The organism is Clostridium cavendishii DSM 21758, assembly GCF_900141845.1.
GTDB lineage: Bacteria > Bacillota > Clostridia > Clostridiales > Clostridiaceae > Clostridium_AG > Clostridium_AG cavendishii.
In genome coordinates, this window is record NZ_FQZB01000005.1 from 148,078 (window position 1) to 164,167 (window position 16,090).

Here is a 16,090-nt window from a genome sequence, read left to right on the forward strand (position 1 = left end):
TAAAATGTATACCTTTATCTATCTATGGTTATTATAACCTAAAAAATATATTATGAAAACAAAAAAAATAAAATTTTAGCTTCTATTTAAATTTATAAAAAGCGAATTAAACGTTAACATGTAGTTTTTTGTCTGTTTATTGTAATTTATTGATATAAAACCTATATTAATGAAGTTTTGTATTTAACAATATATAAAAGGAAACTCCTTCTCATATTCATTCGAATGAGTAAGTTCGTATTAACTAAATTCAAAATTTAGATACTCATTTAAAGAAAACTCTTTATCATTTTATTTGAATGAATAGGTTAGAATAACTAAATCTAAAATTTAGATACTCACTTAAAGGTATGATTTTCATTGAATTAAAATTAATAAATTTTTAAAATGTAAATATAGATTCAAAATCCTTAATTTATTATACAATATAAGCATAATATAAAATAAATGTTAAAAAGGGGTTATTTAGAATATGAAAAAGAGGAGTATAGCAATAATAACTATTATTTTAATAAGTACATTTTCTTTGAATATAGTAAGTTGTGCAAACAATAAAAATAATGAAGAAAAAGCTAGTGTAGAAGAAAAAACAAATATTGATAAAAGTAAGGATGTGGAAAAAAATAATAGTGAGGAAAATGAAGAAGCAGCTACTAAAGATAATGAAGAAAGTAAAGAGGTAAAAAGTAAAGGTGAGTATAATAAAGAACTTGCAAAGATTTTTCCAAATAAGAAAGATACAAAAACATATTATTCAGGAATACTTGATTATAGCAGTATAGAAGAACTTAATGATGTAAAGGAAGAAGATGGAGTATTAAATTTAAAATTTAAAGGACAGATAGATGATTTATCAGGTGGAGCAGCAGGAAAAAAGACCAATAATCAATATAGCTATAAATATGTAATAGATAATGAGTATGTAAGGCAGGTATTTGATTACCATAGTAAAAATCCAAAGAGGCCTGTTTCTTTCTCAAGAGCGGTATTAAGATTACCTTTTAAGACTGGAAATACTTGGAGTGCAGCTTATTTATATGAAGGTAAAAAATACACAGGTAAAACTAAAATAGAAGAAGTAACTACAAAAAATAATATAACTAAAATTAAAACTGTAACTATAATAGATGGAATAAACGGTTTTAAAAATAAGCAATATAAAGAAACTAAAATTTATGAAACTGGAAAAGGAGTAGTTGCTGAAGAATTCAATACCACTACAGAAGGAATTAATTTTAATATTAAGCAAACTAAAATTAAATAATAAATATAATTGAAACGAAACCAAGCAATGATAGTGCTTGGTTTTTGTCTATTAAACTTACTTATTGTGAGATAGTTTTGATCTTTTAGTGAACTTTTTACCATTTGAACTAGAACCTAATTTTTCGCCATGCTCAATTCCTATTTCAGCTCCCATTTCAGAATACATTTTTCTTTTTTCAGCATTTGATTTAGGGTGGTCTTTCATCCTGTTTTTATTATTATCCATAAAAATTCCTCCTATTTTAAATAATAAATTTTCTATATTAGCTTATCCATATTATTTTAAAATATTATTGTTAGTAATAATATTTTATTTGGACATAATAATATTGTTATTTTATTATGAAAGGAGAATGAAAGATGGATAGAGTTCATTATATGGTTAGTGGATTAGTAAATTCAATGAGTAAAACACATGTGAAAAATGCATTGGAGAAAATTGATGGTGTTAATGAGGTATGTGTAGATTTAGGTCGTGGTAGTATAGAAGTAATTTATAATGAACAAGTTAAAAAAGATGATATTAAAAGATGTATTGAAGATACAGGATATCATATTGAATCCTAATTTTAAATTAAATATAATATATATTATAAAAAATAAGGTGTATAAAAATGAGCTAAGAATCATTTTTATACACCAATTTTTTTATAATATTTGTACATTTATAGCCATAGGTCCTTTTGGTGCACTTTCAACATCAAAAGAAACACTTGCACCTTCATGTAAATCTTTATTAGGACCTTTTTCTTTAACTTGAGAATGATGGACAAAGACATCATTTCCTTCATCACAAGATATAAACCCATAGCCTTTGTCTTCATTAAACCATTTAACTATACCTGTTCTACTAGACATAATAAATCTCTCCTTTGTTTAAAAATATCAGTATATAGTATGTGTAGTTTAACAAAATATAATACTTAATATTAACTAGGACTAATCCAATTACCAGTACAAATGATCATAGCTATAAGTTTTAAAGTGTTTTCATAAAAAGTACAGTTAGTTATATTTTTTTCTAATAAAGTTTTAAAAAGTTCTATTTTCCAACTATTATCATTTTTTTCAACAAGTGAGCTAATCAAAAAAGGAGCTACAAAAGATAAATCATTAGCTACGCCAAATGCATTACCAGGTATACCATTAGCAAGGTAATAGCCAGATTTTATATTTCTAGGAATTAAATTTGTAGATTTTTTAATCCACCTATTTAATATATTAATCTGATTTGGAATAGGAGCATTATTTATTAGGGTATCCATAGAGTATCTAAAAGGAACTCTACAGCTATTATAGAAGTAATCACCATCATGAATAGATTCTAATATTTTAGTTTTGGGAGGAATAAAGGTGTTTTTATCTTTTATAAAAAAATCAGGCATAAGACCATTAAACTTACTTTGATTTTTTAATTGATTATTAATTATAGAATTTATTTTTTTTATAACAAGTATCCAATTATTTTTATTCAAAGAATCAACCTTAATAAATTCTTTAATAATATAAATCATGAAATCAGAGCTTCTAGTAACAGATTTAAAATTATTATTTTCTATTCCTTCAACCCAATCTCCTAATGTTAGTATATAATCTGTTTTATTTACACAACTTTTCATAAGGGCATTTATTCTAATTAGGGCTTCAGCTCTATAGTCTATATTATCATCTTTCCAAAGCTTATTAGCAATAAGTAGACTATAGCTAATATCCATATCACCATCAGTAGCAGATGATGTCCTAGGTTCACTATTAATTATATTATTATTAGAATCCTTAATTTGTTGCCAAGCCATTAGGTTTTTATTATAGAAACTAGGGTAAGTTTTTATATAGTTATAAAGGTTAATAAAATGTTTTTTTGCAGAAGAATCAAATTTACTCATAATAGGGAAAATAATCATGCCATATCCCATAGCTTCAGAGCAAGTAACTGCATTGTTTGTCATAGGTTGGTCAAGTGTATAAAATAGATATTCTAAAGTTGAATTATTGTTTTTTATAACTCTTAAATAACGGTTTTTCCATTGATTATAGAATGAAATTAATTCTTTATTTAGAACTTTTTGAGAGAATTTATTGATTAAAGCTTTATTATAAATCATTTAAATCTCCGTTAAACAAATTTTATTATTTAATATATTATTTTCAATTTGGAAAAGTGATTAAAAATAAATACTAACTTAATTTTATATACATTCATTAAAGTATGTTAAAATTAATAATACTGATAAAAAATAAGAAAACTTTATATAAATAGTTATTATGCTAGGAGGAAGAATATGAGAGTATTGATTATAAAAGTTACATTAAGAGCTTCATGGGTACAATCTTTAAAGGAGAAAAGGATGGTGGTTAAGAGTATAATACAAAAGTTAAAAAATAAATTTAATGTTTCAGTAGCAGAAGTAGATGAGCAAGATATACATAAAACTATAGTAATAGGAGTTGTAAGTGTATGTGGAAGCTCAGCACAGGTAGATTCAACAATGGAAAATATAATAAATTTTATAGAAGTTAATACTGATGCTGAAATCATTAAAATTGAAGATACAGTAGAGGTATTTTAGAATATTATTAAAACATATGTTGAATTGTGGAAATGAGTGAGTTATACTTATAAGGGAAAAGTAAAAATATTGCTAGAGGTGCCTTGTGGCTGAGAGGGATTTTATAAATCCTAACTCTTATAACCTGATATGGATAATACCAGCGTAGGGAAGCATGATAATATAATTTAAGTATAATTCTTTAATGGAGTTAATATGAAATTTTATTATGTATATTTATAAGTAAACTTCTAGCAAAATTTTAATTTGCTAGAAGTTTTTTAGCAAATAATATAATAATAAAAGGAGCGTATGGAAAATGGCGAATTATACAACTCAAATGGATGCTGCAAAAAAAGGAATTATAACAAAAGAAATGTTAGTAGTAGCAGAAAAAGAACATATGAATGTTGAGACATTAAGAGCGCTATTAGCAGAAGGAAAAATAGTTATTCCAGCAAATAAAAATCATAAAACTTTAAGTCCAGAAGGAGTTGGACAAGGTCTAAAAACTAAAATAAATGTAAACTTAGGAATATCAAAGGATTGTCCAGAGTGTGAGAAAGAGTTAGATAAAGTTAAAATAGCATTAGAGATGAAGGCAGAAGCAATAATGGATCTTTCTAATTATGGTAAAACAGAAGGTATGAGAAGAAAGATAGTTGATATGTCAAATGCAATGATTGGAACAGTCCCTATATATGATGCTGTTGGATTTTATGATAAAGAGCTTAAAGATATAACCGCAGAAGAATTTTTAAAGGTAGTAGAAAAGCATGGTGAAGATGGTGTTGATTTTATAACAATTCATGCTGGATTAAATAGGGAAGCTGTAGAAACAGTAAAAAGAAATAGAAGACTTACACATATAGTTTCTAGGGGTGGGTCATTATTATTTGCTTGGATGGAGCTTAATAATAAAGAGAATCCATTTTATGAGCATTTTGATAAATTATTAGATATATGTGAAAAGTATGATATGACAATTTCTTTAGGTGATGCCTTAAGACCAGGTTCAATTAATGATTCAACAGATGCAAATCAAATAAAAGAACTAATAATATTAGGAGAACTTACAAAGAGAGCATGGGAAAGAAATGTGCAAGTGATAATAGAAGGTCCAGGACATATGGCTATAAACGAGATAGAAAGTAATATGATAATACAAAAAAAGCTATGTCATGGAGCACCATTTTATGTTTTAGGACCACTAGTTACTGATGTTGCACCAGGCTATGATCATATAACTTCAGCAATAGGAGGAGCGATAGCAGCTACTTATGGAGCGGATTTTTTATGTTATGTTACTCCAGCTGAACATTTAAGACTTCCTAATTTAGAAGATATGAAAGAAGGAATAATAGCGGCTAAAATAGCGGCTCATGCTGCTGATATAGCAAAGGGAATTAAAGGTGCAAGAGAATGGGATAATAAGATGAGTAAAGCAAGAGCTGAAATAGCTTGGGAAGAAATGTTTAATCTTGCTATAGATGAGGAAAAGCCAAGAAGATATAGGGCAGAATCAAAGCCTCATGATGAGGAAAGTTGTACAATGTGTGGCAAAATGTGTTCTATGAGAACTATGAAAAAGATATTAAATGGTGAAGATCTTAATATATTAAGAGATTAATGTGTATATACTTAGATACTAGCCTTATACTTCAAAAGTTAATATATAAGGTGAACTATCTGGTGGCAAGTCTAATTGTTATGGAGAAGTAAGTTTGAAGAAATATAAAACTTTTAGAATTTGAAGAAAATGTAACTAGATATTATAGATTTCAATAATAATTATAGAGATGGCTAAAATATGGAATTATAGGCAGATTATATAAATATAATCTGCCTATAATCTTTTATTAAATATAACTTTTTATTTTAAATTGAAGTTCTCTTCGGCTTTATCCCAGTTAATAATTTTAAACCAATTATCTATGTATTCACCACGTTTGTTTTGATATTTTAGATAGTAAGCATGTTCCCATACATCTATACCTATAATAGGTTTTAATCCTTTAGATATAGGAGTATCTTGATTTGCTGTAGATATTATTGATAGTTTACCACCATTGTCTTGAACTAACCAAGCCCAGCCAGAACCAAATCTATTTAAAGCAGCTTCTTTAAATTGAGCTTTAAAATTTTCAAAGGAATCAAAATCCTTATTTATAGCTTTTGATAAATTTCCAGTAGGCATTTCAGATTTTCCTTTGGCCATTATATTCCAAAAAAAGTCATGGTTATAAACACCACCACCATTATTTATTACGCTTTGCTTTATGTCATCAGGTAAAGAAGATAAATCTTTTAGCATGCCATCCAGACCTTTTTTATAAAGTTCAGGATGCTTTTTTAATGCTTTATTTAAATTATCCACATAAGCTTGCTCATGCTTATCGTGGTGAAGAATCATAGTTTCTTTATCAATATAGGGTTCTAAAGCATCATAAGCGTAAGGTAGTGGTTTGAGTTTGATTTCTAAATCTGAGCTATAAACAGGCTTTGAATTAGAACTTAGAATTAAGAAACCTATTAAACAGCAAGTTAATAGTATGTTAGAAATTTTTAATTTCATAAATTATCACCTCGAAGCTTATTATGCGATTAATTGATTAAAAAATTACAATTTTTTTTAAAAAATATATATTGCAATTTTAAATCTACATTTATTTAAATAAAGTCTTTATAGATTATTTAAAGGTAATATTAAATTTAATTTGTAGAAATCATATTACAACATATATAAATAGAATTTTATCTGTAGTTATAAAAAATGATATAAACAATCAAAAAAGTTTGTTGAAAGAAATAAAAAATAAATATATTAGAATAATTGTATAAAAAAGCATTGACATTGATGTGGTGTTTTTTGTAAAATATAAGAAAAGATTTAAAATTCAAAAAATTCACAAAATAAAAAATATTTAGCGTAAATTGTTTTTTAAAGTAAAATAGGGGGTGCTAATATGCTTAATATCAAGATATGGGATGAGAAAAATGATTGTATATTTAGCAGAAAAGTATGGGGGCTGTTTAAAGGTGAAGAATTTTTGAGTCATGAAGAAAAGAGAGAAGGGGACATGGCAGTAACTTGGTGTATGTATAATGAAATGGCATGTACTTGCATAGGAGAAGAAAAGTGTGAAGCTTTGAAACAAATTGAAAACGATTACCTGGGTTTTCAGTAAGTTTTTATATTAATATGACAGTATCAAAATAAAGTTTGATATTAGCTCATAATACAGAGGTGGATTTATATGATTGAATCCACTTTTTGTATGCATAATAGTTTTAAGGAAAATCCTATTCATTACATTCGTATGAGTAAGTTCGAATATCTAAATCTAAGGTTTAAATTCTCACTTATGGATAGTGATATTTTTAGTATGCTAGATTATTACTTAGTATTGTAAAGATATTAGGTAATTATGATAGAATAACTTTTGATTTATCTAAATATCTAACAAAAATATACAATAAAACCCTATGTTTAAATATGGTATAAATGTATAAAATAGTATTGACTTTGATATTAGACAAGAGATATTATTAAAAATAAAGACAAGCTAAAACAAATAGGATAAGTGCAGCGAATATTAGATTATTACTCAGATAAATCAATAGTGAAATTAGTTGTAATATTTACTTTATTTATTAAATATATAAATAAAAGTAAATGTTATGGTAATAAAACATAAATTTATAGGAGGGTTAAGAGAGTGGTTAATGTGTGTGGAAGTTCAGGTAAGTTTAAAGAGTTAGTAGAGTTTATAGAAACTCAAAAGGGGCCAGATGGATCTCTTATAGGTGTGCTACATAAGGCGCAAAGTTTGTATGGATATTTGGGTGAAGAAGTTATATCTTTTATATCTAAGGAAATGAATATTCCAGAATCTAAAATATATGGAGTTATAACATTTTATTCCTATTTCACAACAGAGCCTAAAGGTAAATATGTCATAAGTGTATGTACAGGAACAGCTTGCTTTGTAAGGGGTGCTGGAGATATTTTAGAGGAATTCAAGAAAGAACTTTCTATCAAACCAGGTGAAACGACTGATGATGGTAAATATACACTAGATACTATAAGATGTGTAGGGGCCTGTGGAATAGCACCTGTAGTGAGCATAAATGATAAGATTTATGGAAAGTGCACAAAGTCACAGGTTAAAGAGATATTAAAAGAGTTAGAGGGGCAAGAGTAATTATGGATAGAATAGTTGATTATAAAGAGTTGTTACTTTTAAAAGATAAATATAGTGAGTTAATTAAGTTAAGAAATAGTGAAAGTAATTTAGAACAAAATAATTCTGGTGAAATCAATATAATGGTTTGTGGTGGAACTGGATGCAGAGCTTCCAATTCAGATAAGATAATAGATGCCTTAAATAGAGAGATAAAGAATTTTGGTTTAGAGGATAGTGTAAAGGTAATTCTTACAGGTTGCTTTGGATTTTGTGCACAGGGCCCTATAGTTCAAATATTCCCAGATGATACTTTCTATATCAAAGTTTCAGAAGATGATGCAAAAGAGATTATAGAGAGTCATATAGTTAATAAAAAAGTTGTAGAAAGACTTTTATATACTATACCGGATACTGAAAAGAAGGCAATAAAAAGAGATGAAATGCCTTTTTACAAGAAACAGTTAAGAATAGCATTAAGAAATTGTGGAGTTATAAATCCAGAGAATATTAAAGAGGTAATAGCATCAGGCGGATATACTGCGCTTGGGAAGGTATTAACTTCTATGACTCAAGAAGAGGTTATAGAAGAAATTCTACAATCGGGATTAAGAGGTAGAGGTGGTGGTGGTTTTCCAACAGGTAGAAAGTGGGAAGCTACTAGAAAAGCAATTGGGGACATAAAGTATGTAATTTGTAATGCAGATGAGGGTGACCCGGGGGCTTTTATGGATAGATCTATAATGGAAGGTGATTCTCACGGCGTTATAGAAGCTATGGCAATTTGTGGGTATGCTATAGGAGCTAATAAGGGATATATTTATATAAGAGCTGAATATCCACTTGCAGTTCATAGATTAAAAATTGCAATTGAAGATGCTAAAAAGGTTGGATTACTTGGAGAAAATATTTTAGGTACAAGCTTTAATTTTGATGTTGAGATAAGATATGGAGCAGGGGCTTTTGTATGTGGTGAAGCCACAGCGCTTATTCATTCAATTGAAGGTTTGAGAGGCGAACCTACAATGAAACCGCCAAGAACCGCTGAGAAGGGGCTTTGGGAAAGTCCTACATGTGTAAATAATGTAGAAACATTTGCTAACATTGCACCTATTATAAATAATGGAGCTAAATGGTATAGTAGCATAGGAACTAAAAAATCCGCTGGTACTAAGGTTTTTGCTTTAGCTGGAAAGATAAATAATGTAGGGCTTGTAGAGGTACCTATGGGTATATCATTGAGAGATATAATATATGAAATAGGTGGAGGAATAAAAGATAATAAAGCATTTAAAGCAGTGCAAACAGGAGGCCCTTCAGGTGGATGTATACCAACTTCCTATTTAGATATACCAATAGAATATGATACTTTAACAGAAATAGGTTCTATGATGGGGTCTGGCGGAATGATAGTAATGGATGAAGACAATTGTATGGTTGACATAGCTAAATTTTATTTAGAATTTATAGTAGATGAATCTTGTGGTAAGTGTACGCCTTGTAGAATAGGAAATAAACGACTATTAGAAATGTTAAATAGAATAACTGAAGGTAATGGTACAAGAGAGGACTTAGAAAAACTTGAAGAACTTTGTCATGTTATACGTGATACTTCTCTTTGTGGGTTAGGAGAATCAGCACCAAATCCTGTTTTGAGCACGCTTAAATATTTTAGAGAAGAATATGAGGAGCATATAGATAATAAAATCTGCAAGGCTGGAGTTTGTAAAAAGTTATTAAATTATTTTATTACAGATAGATGTATAGGGTGTACAAAGTGTGCAAGAGCATGCCCTGTAAATTGTATTAGTGGCAAAGTGAAAAATCAACATGTAATTGATTCAACGAAGTGCATTAAATGTGGTACATGCAAGGGTGCATGTCCTGTAAAAGCTATTGAAATAATATAAGGTGAGGTGAAAGGTATGACAATGGTTAATGTAACTATTAATGGAAAAGAAATTCAAGTTAAAAGAGGAACTACTATTTTAGATGCCGCTAAAAGTATCAATATTAATATACCTACACTTTGCCATATGTATATGGTAGATGGAACTTCAAGAAACTGTAAAGGGACTTGTAGGATATGTGTAGTTGAAGTTCAAGGAAAAAAGGCACTTCAGCCATCTTGTTCTGTAAATGTGTCAGAAGGAATGGTTGTAAAGACTAATAGTTCAAGAGCTATAAAGGCTAGAAAAACTGTGCTTGAACTATTACTTTCAGACCATCCAAAGGATTGTTTAGGATGTGAAAAAAATCAAAATTGTGAACTTCAAAATCTTTCTGAAATCTTAGGTGTTGGTGGGGAAAACTTTAAAGGTGAATTATCTAAATATCCTATAGAAGATGGGAACCCATCTATAGTTAGAGATATGAGTAAATGTATATTATGTAGGCGTTGCGTTACTGCTTGTAATGATGTTCAAAATGTTAATGTTTTAACACCAGTTGAAAGGGGCTTTGGTGCAGTTGTTTCTACATTTTTTGATAAGCCTTTACAAGAAACTAAATGTACCTATTGTGGACAATGTGTAGCAGTTTGTCCTACAGGAGCATTGGGTGAGAAAATAGATTATAAGAAAATATGGCCGTTATTAGATGATGATAAAAAATATGTAATGGCAGAAATAGCTCCAGCTGTAAGAGTAGCTCTAGGTGAAGAGTTTGGATACGAACCAGGAACTTTAACTACTGGAAAAATTGTAGCAGGTCTTAGAAGACTTGGATTTAATGGGGTTTATGATGCAGAAGTAGGTGCTGATTTTACAATTATGGAAGAAGCAACAGAGTTTATAGATAGATTTAGCAAAAAAGAAAACCTACCTCTTATAACTAGTTGCTGTCCAGCGTGGGTAAAATTTGCAGAAAGTAAATATAGTGAAAATTTAAAATATATATCAAGTTGTAAATCGCCTCAGCAAATGTTTGCCTCTATTGCTAAAAACTACTTATCTAAGAAAATTAACTTAGATAGAAAAGATATGGTTCTAGTTTCTATAATGCCTTGTATAGCTAAAAAGTATGAAGCTGAAAGAGAAGAGATGAAGGTAAATGATTCTAGAGATGTAGATATTGTAATTACCACAAGAGAGCTTGCAAAGATGTTCAAAGAAGGAGGTATCGATTTAAGGAATATAGAAGAAGAAAGTTTTGATTCACTTTTAGGTGAAGCAACTGGTGCAGGAGCTATATTTGGATCTACAGGAGGAGTTATGGAGGCAGCAGTTAGAACTGCCTATGAATGGGTAACTAAAGAAACTATGCAGGATGTGGAATTTAGGCAAGTTAGAGGACTTGAAGGATTTAAGGAAGCAACTATAGAATTAGGAAAGGACAAAGTAAATATAGCAGTAGTTAGTTCTTTAAAAAATGCTAGGATTATAATGGAACAAATAAAAGAAGGAAATTGTAAATATGATTTTGTAGAAATAATGGCATGCCCAGGCGGTTGCATAGATGGTGGTGGTCAACCTTATATAAAATCTAATAGGGATATTCTTATAAAGAGAATGAAAGGCCTTTATACTGAGGATGGAAATAAAACAATAAGAAAGTCTCATGAAAGTGAAATAATAAAAAGAGTTTATGAGGAATTTTTGGAAAGTCCTAACAGTCATATAGCACATGAACTTTTACACACAACTTATAAAAAATAAAAACAATGTTGTTAGTATAGGAGTTAAAATGTACCCTATAAGGTAGACAATTAAGAAAGTTTACCTTATAGGGTTTTTTAAAATACTAATATAACAAGATCTGATGTTTTTCTGCTTTTATTAGTTTTAAATTCAAAAAAAATCCAGTTGTTGAGTGTAAAAGTTAATAAGTATATTAAAAAGTTTTTAATATTTCAAGTTAAAATGAATTTTTTGGTTAAACTAATTAATATTTATGATATAATAAAGAAAATTCAAAGTTTTAAAGATGGAGGGAACAATGATTGTCCTAATAAATATAGTAATAGTATTATTATTAGTTTTAGTAAACGGCTTTTTCGTGGCAGCAGAGTTTGCAATGGTTAAAGTGAGAAAGTCAAGAATAGAAACTTTAGTTTCAGAGGGGAATTTACGTGCTAGGTATACTAAGACTATAGTTGATGATTTAAATGAATATTTATCTGCTTGTCAGCTTGGAATAACTTTAGCATCATTAGGTCTTGGATGGGTTGGAGAACCAGCTATATCAAAGGCACTTATGCCAATTTTTGAGCAAATGAATATGTCTGATGTTACAGTACATTCAGTATCATTTGTAATAGCTTTTTCACTTATAACAGGATTGCATATAGTGCTTGGGGAGCTTGCACCAAAATCATTAGCAATAGTTAGTGCTGAAAAGGTTGCACTTATTACAGGTTTACCACTTTTAATGTTTTATAAGATAACATACCCTATAATGTGGGCCTTTAATCATAGCACTAGTTTAATATTAAAAATATTTGGAATATCAATGTCTGGCGAGCATGATGTTGCTCATACAGATGAAGAAATAAAATTATTAGTAGAAGAAAGTTATAAACATGGACTTATAGATAAAACAGAACTTACTTTTGTTGATAATATATTTGATTTTTCTGAAAAGACAGTTAAAGAAATAATGATACATCGTACAGATATGGTTTGTGTATATATTGAAGATTCGTTTGATGAAATAATGAATACTGCGCTTACAGAAGAGCTAACTAGATATCCAGTATGTAGTGAAAGTAAAGATAATATAATAGGTTTTATACATATTAAGGATTTGTATAAGCTTAAGATTGAAGGAAAAACAGAAAACATAGAGGGAATTATAAGAAACATAAAGTTTGTTCCAAAAACAATGTCTATTGGCGAATTGTTCAAAGTTTTTCAAAAGGATAGAGAACAAATTGCTATAATAATAGACGAATTTGGTGGTACATCAGGACTTGTAACTAGTGAGGATATATTAGAAGAAATAGTTGGAGAAATTCAAGATGAGTTTGATGATGAAATGGCACAAATAAAAGAAAATGATGATGGTAGTTATATTGTAGACGGTAAAACTCATATCGATGATATTAATGAATTACTTAATATAAATATCGAAGAAGAAGATCTTGATACAATTGGAGGGTTTGTATATTCTAAGCTAGAAGGCTATCCTAAACCACAGGATAAGATAATTTATGAGAACTATAATTTTGTAGTTTTAAAATGTGACAGAAAAAGAATAAGTAAAATACTTATAAAAAGATAACGACTTTATAAAAAAGGTTATTGCTAGAAATAGTATATAACCTTTTTTTATTTCAGTAATAATTTATTGTTTTTTAATAAATATATATTGAAAAATAAACAAAAAGGTAGTATTATAAGATTATAAAAAACTTGGGAGGATGTTTATGAAATATTATGGTAAAAAATCAATGGCAGCGATTTTAAATGGAGTATTAACACTAACATTGGTACTTGGTGTTATAGGTGCAGGATGTATACTTTATTACACTATTTTTAAGATAGATAATGGTGTAAGTACTGGCAAACAAATACTTCTAATAACACTTTTAGCAGTAGGTATAAGTTGTGTATTTTTAATTGTATTTCAGCTTAAAAAGGTTTTGTTAAGTTTAGTTAATGAGAAGCCATTTATAAAATCAAATGTTATTTTACTTAGAAAAATATCTATAGAATGTTATACCATTGCATTATGCTATATAATTAATTTTATGGTAAACTCTAATTTAAAGGAATTTCAGTTCATTTATGTAGATCAAAAAGGGATACATACTGATATGGAGTTCATAATCTTTATATTTGCTGGACTTTTTATAGCTATATTATCAAAAGTGTTTAATCAAGCTGTAGAATATAAAGAAGAAAATGATTTTACTATATAGATGAAAGGAAGTTAGTATGGGTATAGTTGTAAATCTAGATGTAATGATGGCCAAAAGAAAGATTTCCCTTCAGGATTTAGCAGAGAAGGTAGGAATAACAAATGCAAATCTTTCAATACTTAAGACAAATAAGGCTAAGGCAGTGAGATTTTCTACATTAGAAGCTATTTGTAGAGAGCTTAAATGCCAACCAGGGGATATTTTAGAGTATGTAGACGATGAGGAATAAGGAAGTCACCTTGTTCCTCTTAAACTATAAATATATAAGGATTAGGTGAATCAAAATATGGAGAATACGTTTTGTATATTCTTAGTTAATGGGGAAAACTTTTTAGCAATTAATAGAGAGGGAAGATATAGCTTACCTAACTTAACTTTTAAAGGTGAGAAGGATTGTGAACTAGAGGTTAAAGAATGGCTTGCCTCAAAATTTAAAATAAATTACAAAAAACTCTTAGTAGCTAAAGAAAATATATCTAATAGCTTTGAAAATGATGTATATAGAGCTAGTAAAAATGTCAAAAGTATTTTTGTTGAAGCTGAAGAAATAGAGTTTTTAAATAAAAAAGATCAAGATGGCTTTATGTTTTTAAAATTTTCAGAGATTCTTAATTTAGATTTTTTTAATGTTAATAATTTAAAATCTACAATGGAGAGTTTGATTAATGAAGGTTATAATTCCTTTAGTGTAGAGGAAGCTAAAAAGTATTTAGAACATAGGCTAGGTAGAAGAGGATATTTTAAAAATTATACTAAAGAGGTAGAAGAATTAAGAATAGATAATGAAGCGAAAGTAGGTAAAAAAATAAGTTTCATTTTATTATCTTTATTAGGTGGAATATTATTTTCATACTTCTTTTTTGATTATGCTGGAATTTCAGTAATAATATATGTAGGATATTTAATTGGCTTGTTTTTGATAATGTGTGGTATAAAGAATAATAGTTTTTTTGGGTATTTTTTATTATTTGTTACAATGCTTTTGGCATTAAGTTATGGAATATATACCAATCCTATATTTAGGTTAATTAATGTTTTTATAATTCCAATAAGTTTAGTAACAAGTTTTATACTCTTTACTTACAAAGATATTACATTAAATCTAAAGAATGTTAGCAAGGTTTTTGTAGAATTTTTTATAGGAAAAGCATTGAATACAAGCATAAAATTACCATGCTTTTTGAAAGATATAATAATAGATAATAAGCAAAGAAGTAATTCAGAAACTAAAAAATCAATCTTATTTGGAATACTTGTATCACTTCCTATTTTAGTGATATTAACAATGTTTTTAATTGGGGCAGATAGTATGTTCAGCTATCATATCAGGAATATAACAAGTAGCTTAAGAAATATAAGTATTGATAAAATACTTATATTAAAAATAATAAGTTTTATTTTAGTAAGCTTTTATGTATTTGGGTTAATGTGGAGCTTTTCTTATGATTTTAAGGTAGAACTTAATTCAAAGGATAAAAAAGTTTTAAACCCAGTAACAGTTATAACAATACTCACTTTAGTTAGTTTGTTATATATAGTATTTACTAAGATACAGATTTCCTACTTATATTGTAATAAGACTTTACCAGAAGGTTTTACACATGCAAGTTATGCAAGAAGTGGATTTTTTCAATTGGTTGCTTTAGTCTTTATTAATGTTATTGCAATAGTAGGATTAAAATTAAAAACTAATGTAGACATAATATCTAATATAGGAAAAGTTTTAAATGGCTTGTTTACTATTATAACTTGTTTAACTTTTAATATGTCTTTTTCAGCCTTATATAAGATGAATCTTTATATAGATACATTTGGTTATACAAGACTTAGAATATTAGTACAGGTTTTTACTATATTTTTAATATTTATATTGTTTCTATTATTAGTATTTATTTGGAGAGAAATTAATCTTTTTAAGCCTGTTATTATAATAGGTTCTATACTTTATGTTGGATTAAATTTTTTTAATATAGATGCTTATATAGTAGATAAAAATGTTAATGAAAAACCTAAAGCTGAGGTTGATATGAACTACTTAACAGAATTATCTTTAGATTCAGCTGTAAAAATGAAAAAAGCAGTTGATAATGATAAAATACCTAAGGATTTATATGATAAATGGTATTATAGTAAAAATAGAGATAAGAATTATTGGTATGAATATAACTACTTTAAAAGTCAAGTGAAATAATCAATAACCAATCACTCTGTTGAAAAATTAAATATTAGTT

At 28.0% G+C, this 16,090-nt stretch carries 16 protein-coding genes and 1 riboswitch; of the genes, 12 read left to right on the top strand and 4 right to left on the bottom strand.

Annotated features, from left to right (window positions below; genetic code table 11):
* Positions 1–472 precede the first annotated feature (472 nt).
* Entirely contained in the window at positions 473–1,264 is a 792-nt protein-coding gene (locus BUB01_RS04490; protein WP_072985492.1) for a hypothetical protein, read from the top strand.
* Between the two features lie 57 nt (positions 1,265–1,321).
* Here the strand turns inward: BUB01_RS04490 and BUB01_RS22845 are convergent, their stop codons facing one another.
* Complete coding sequence (locus BUB01_RS22845; protein WP_143152451.1) at positions 1,322–1,492, bottom strand: hypothetical protein; 171 nt, start codon at positions 1,490–1,492, stop codon at positions 1,322–1,324.
* A gap of 134 nt (positions 1,493–1,626) precedes the next feature.
* On the opposite strand from BUB01_RS22845, the gene BUB01_RS04495 reads away from it, so the two are divergent.
* Positions 1,627–1,833 carry a heavy-metal-associated domain-containing protein gene (locus BUB01_RS04495; protein ID WP_072985493.1) on the top strand — a complete coding sequence of 69 codons (207 nt, stop codon included), beginning with the start codon at positions 1,627–1,629 and terminating at the stop codon, positions 1,831–1,833.
* A gap of 81 nt (positions 1,834–1,914) precedes the next feature.
* Here BUB01_RS04495 and BUB01_RS04500 read toward each other — a convergent pair whose 3' ends face one another.
* Together BUB01_RS04500 and BUB01_RS04505 are read right to left on the bottom strand one after the other, a co-directional pair.
* A complete protein-coding gene (locus BUB01_RS04500; RefSeq protein ID WP_072985494.1) occupies positions 1,915–2,124 on the bottom strand; it encodes a cold-shock protein in 210 nt (69 codons plus the stop codon).
* Positions 2,125–2,195: 71 nt separating this feature from the next.
* Positions 2,196–3,371: a glycosyl hydrolase family 8 gene (locus BUB01_RS04505; protein WP_072985495.1), complete on the bottom strand. Its 1,176-nt coding sequence runs from the start codon at positions 3,369–3,371 to the stop codon at positions 2,196–2,198.
* A 177-nt stretch (positions 3,372–3,548) separates the two neighbouring features.
* Between BUB01_RS04505 and BUB01_RS04510 the strand changes: the two genes are divergently transcribed.
* Entirely contained in the window at positions 3,549–3,836 is a 288-nt protein-coding gene (locus BUB01_RS04510; protein WP_072985496.1) for a DUF503 domain-containing protein, read from the top strand.
* Positions 3,837–3,900: 64 nt separating this feature from the next.
* A riboswitch (TPP riboswitch) is annotated at positions 3,901–4,004 on the top strand.
* A gap of 130 nt (positions 4,005–4,134) precedes the next feature.
* A complete protein-coding gene (gene thiC / locus BUB01_RS04515; protein WP_072985497.1) occupies positions 4,135–5,445 on the top strand; it encodes a phosphomethylpyrimidine synthase ThiC in 1,311 nt (436 codons plus the stop codon).
* A 243-nt stretch (positions 5,446–5,688) separates the two neighbouring features.
* On the opposite strand, the gene BUB01_RS04520 is transcribed toward thiC, so the two are convergent.
* Positions 5,689–6,390: a superoxide dismutase gene (locus tag BUB01_RS04520; RefSeq protein ID WP_072985498.1), complete on the bottom strand. Its 702-nt coding sequence runs from the start codon at positions 6,388–6,390 to the stop codon at positions 5,689–5,691.
* A gap of 391 nt (positions 6,391–6,781) precedes the next feature.
* Here BUB01_RS04520 and BUB01_RS04525 point away from each other — a divergent pair, with 391 nt between their 5' ends.
* From BUB01_RS04525 to BUB01_RS04560, 8 genes are all read left to right on the top strand, one after another.
* Complete coding sequence (locus BUB01_RS04525) at positions 6,782–7,003, top strand: hypothetical protein (RefSeq protein WP_072985499.1); 222 nt, start codon at positions 6,782–6,784, stop codon at positions 7,001–7,003.
* Positions 7,004–7,534: 531 nt separating this feature from the next.
* Positions 7,535–8,020, top strand: a complete 486-nt coding sequence (locus tag BUB01_RS04530; RefSeq protein WP_200802837.1) for an NADH-quinone oxidoreductase subunit NuoE family protein — start codon at positions 7,535–7,537, stop codon at positions 8,018–8,020.
* A 2-nt stretch (positions 8,021–8,022) separates the two neighbouring features.
* Positions 8,023–9,909, top strand: coding sequence for an NADH-quinone oxidoreductase subunit NuoF (locus BUB01_RS04535; protein ID WP_072985500.1), 1,887 nt, complete (start codon positions 8,023–8,025; stop codon positions 9,907–9,909).
* Positions 9,910–9,924: 15 nt separating this feature from the next.
* The gene (locus tag BUB01_RS04540; protein ID WP_072985501.1) at positions 9,925–11,655 is read left to right on the top strand and encodes an NADH-dependent [FeFe] hydrogenase, group A6; all 1,731 of its coding nucleotides are present in this window, start codon (positions 9,925–9,927) and stop codon (positions 11,653–11,655) included.
* Between the two features lie 280 nt (positions 11,656–11,935).
* Positions 11,936–13,219, top strand: coding sequence for a hemolysin family protein (locus tag BUB01_RS04545; protein ID WP_072985502.1), 1,284 nt, complete (start codon positions 11,936–11,938; stop codon positions 13,217–13,219).
* 145 nt (positions 13,220–13,364) lie between these two features.
* Entirely contained in the window at positions 13,365–13,859 is a 495-nt protein-coding gene (locus tag BUB01_RS04550) for a DUF2975 domain-containing protein (protein WP_072985503.1), read from the top strand.
* Positions 13,860–13,875: 16 nt separating this feature from the next.
* Positions 13,876–14,088 carry a helix-turn-helix domain-containing protein gene (locus tag BUB01_RS04555; protein WP_072985504.1) on the top strand — a complete coding sequence of 71 codons (213 nt, stop codon included), beginning with the start codon at positions 13,876–13,878 and terminating at the stop codon, positions 14,086–14,088.
* Between the two features lie 57 nt (positions 14,089–14,145).
* Positions 14,146–16,050 (top strand): DUF4153 domain-containing protein, encoded by a 1,905-nt coding sequence (locus BUB01_RS04560; protein ID WP_084108349.1) that lies wholly within the window; start codon positions 14,146–14,148, stop codon positions 16,048–16,050.
* Positions 16,051–16,090: the final 40 nt, after the last annotated feature.

What these genes read in the sequence shown, in the direction of transcription:
- BUB01_RS04490 (WP_072985492.1), top strand. Translation starts at nt 473, where the DNA reads ATGAAAAAGAGGAGTATAGCAATAATAACTATTATTTTAATAAGTACA.
- BUB01_RS22845 (WP_143152451.1), bottom strand. Translation starts at nt 1,492, where the DNA reads ATGGATAATAATAAAAACAGGATGAAAGACCACCCTAAATCAAATGCT.
- BUB01_RS04495 (WP_072985493.1), top strand. Translation starts at nt 1,627, where the DNA reads ATGGATAGAGTTCATTATATGGTTAGTGGATTAGTAAATTCAATGAGT.
- BUB01_RS04500 (WP_072985494.1), bottom strand. Translation starts at nt 2,124, where the DNA reads ATGTCTAGTAGAACAGGTATAGTTAAATGGTTTAATGAAGACAAAGGC.
- BUB01_RS04505 (WP_072985495.1), bottom strand. Translation starts at nt 3,371, where the DNA reads ATGATTTATAATAAAGCTTTAATCAATAAATTCTCTCAAAAAGTTCTA.
- BUB01_RS04510 (WP_072985496.1), top strand. Translation starts at nt 3,549, where the DNA reads ATGAGAGTATTGATTATAAAAGTTACATTAAGAGCTTCATGGGTACAA.
- thiC (WP_072985497.1), top strand. Translation starts at nt 4,135, where the DNA reads ATGGCGAATTATACAACTCAAATGGATGCTGCAAAAAAAGGAATTATA.
- BUB01_RS04520 (WP_072985498.1), bottom strand. Translation starts at nt 6,390, where the DNA reads ATGAAATTAAAAATTTCTAACATACTATTAACTTGCTGTTTAATAGGT.
- BUB01_RS04525 (WP_072985499.1), top strand. Translation starts at nt 6,782, where the DNA reads ATGCTTAATATCAAGATATGGGATGAGAAAAATGATTGTATATTTAGC.
- BUB01_RS04535 (WP_072985500.1), top strand. Translation starts at nt 8,023, where the DNA reads ATGGATAGAATAGTTGATTATAAAGAGTTGTTACTTTTAAAAGATAAA.
- BUB01_RS04540 (WP_072985501.1), top strand. Translation starts at nt 9,925, where the DNA reads ATGACAATGGTTAATGTAACTATTAATGGAAAAGAAATTCAAGTTAAA.
- BUB01_RS04545 (WP_072985502.1), top strand. Translation starts at nt 11,936, where the DNA reads ATGATTGTCCTAATAAATATAGTAATAGTATTATTATTAGTTTTAGTA.
- BUB01_RS04550 (WP_072985503.1), top strand. Translation starts at nt 13,365, where the DNA reads ATGAAATATTATGGTAAAAAATCAATGGCAGCGATTTTAAATGGAGTA.
- BUB01_RS04555 (WP_072985504.1), top strand. Translation starts at nt 13,876, where the DNA reads ATGGGTATAGTTGTAAATCTAGATGTAATGATGGCCAAAAGAAAGATT.
- BUB01_RS04560 (WP_084108349.1), top strand. Translation starts at nt 14,146, where the DNA reads ATGGAGAATACGTTTTGTATATTCTTAGTTAATGGGGAAAACTTTTTA.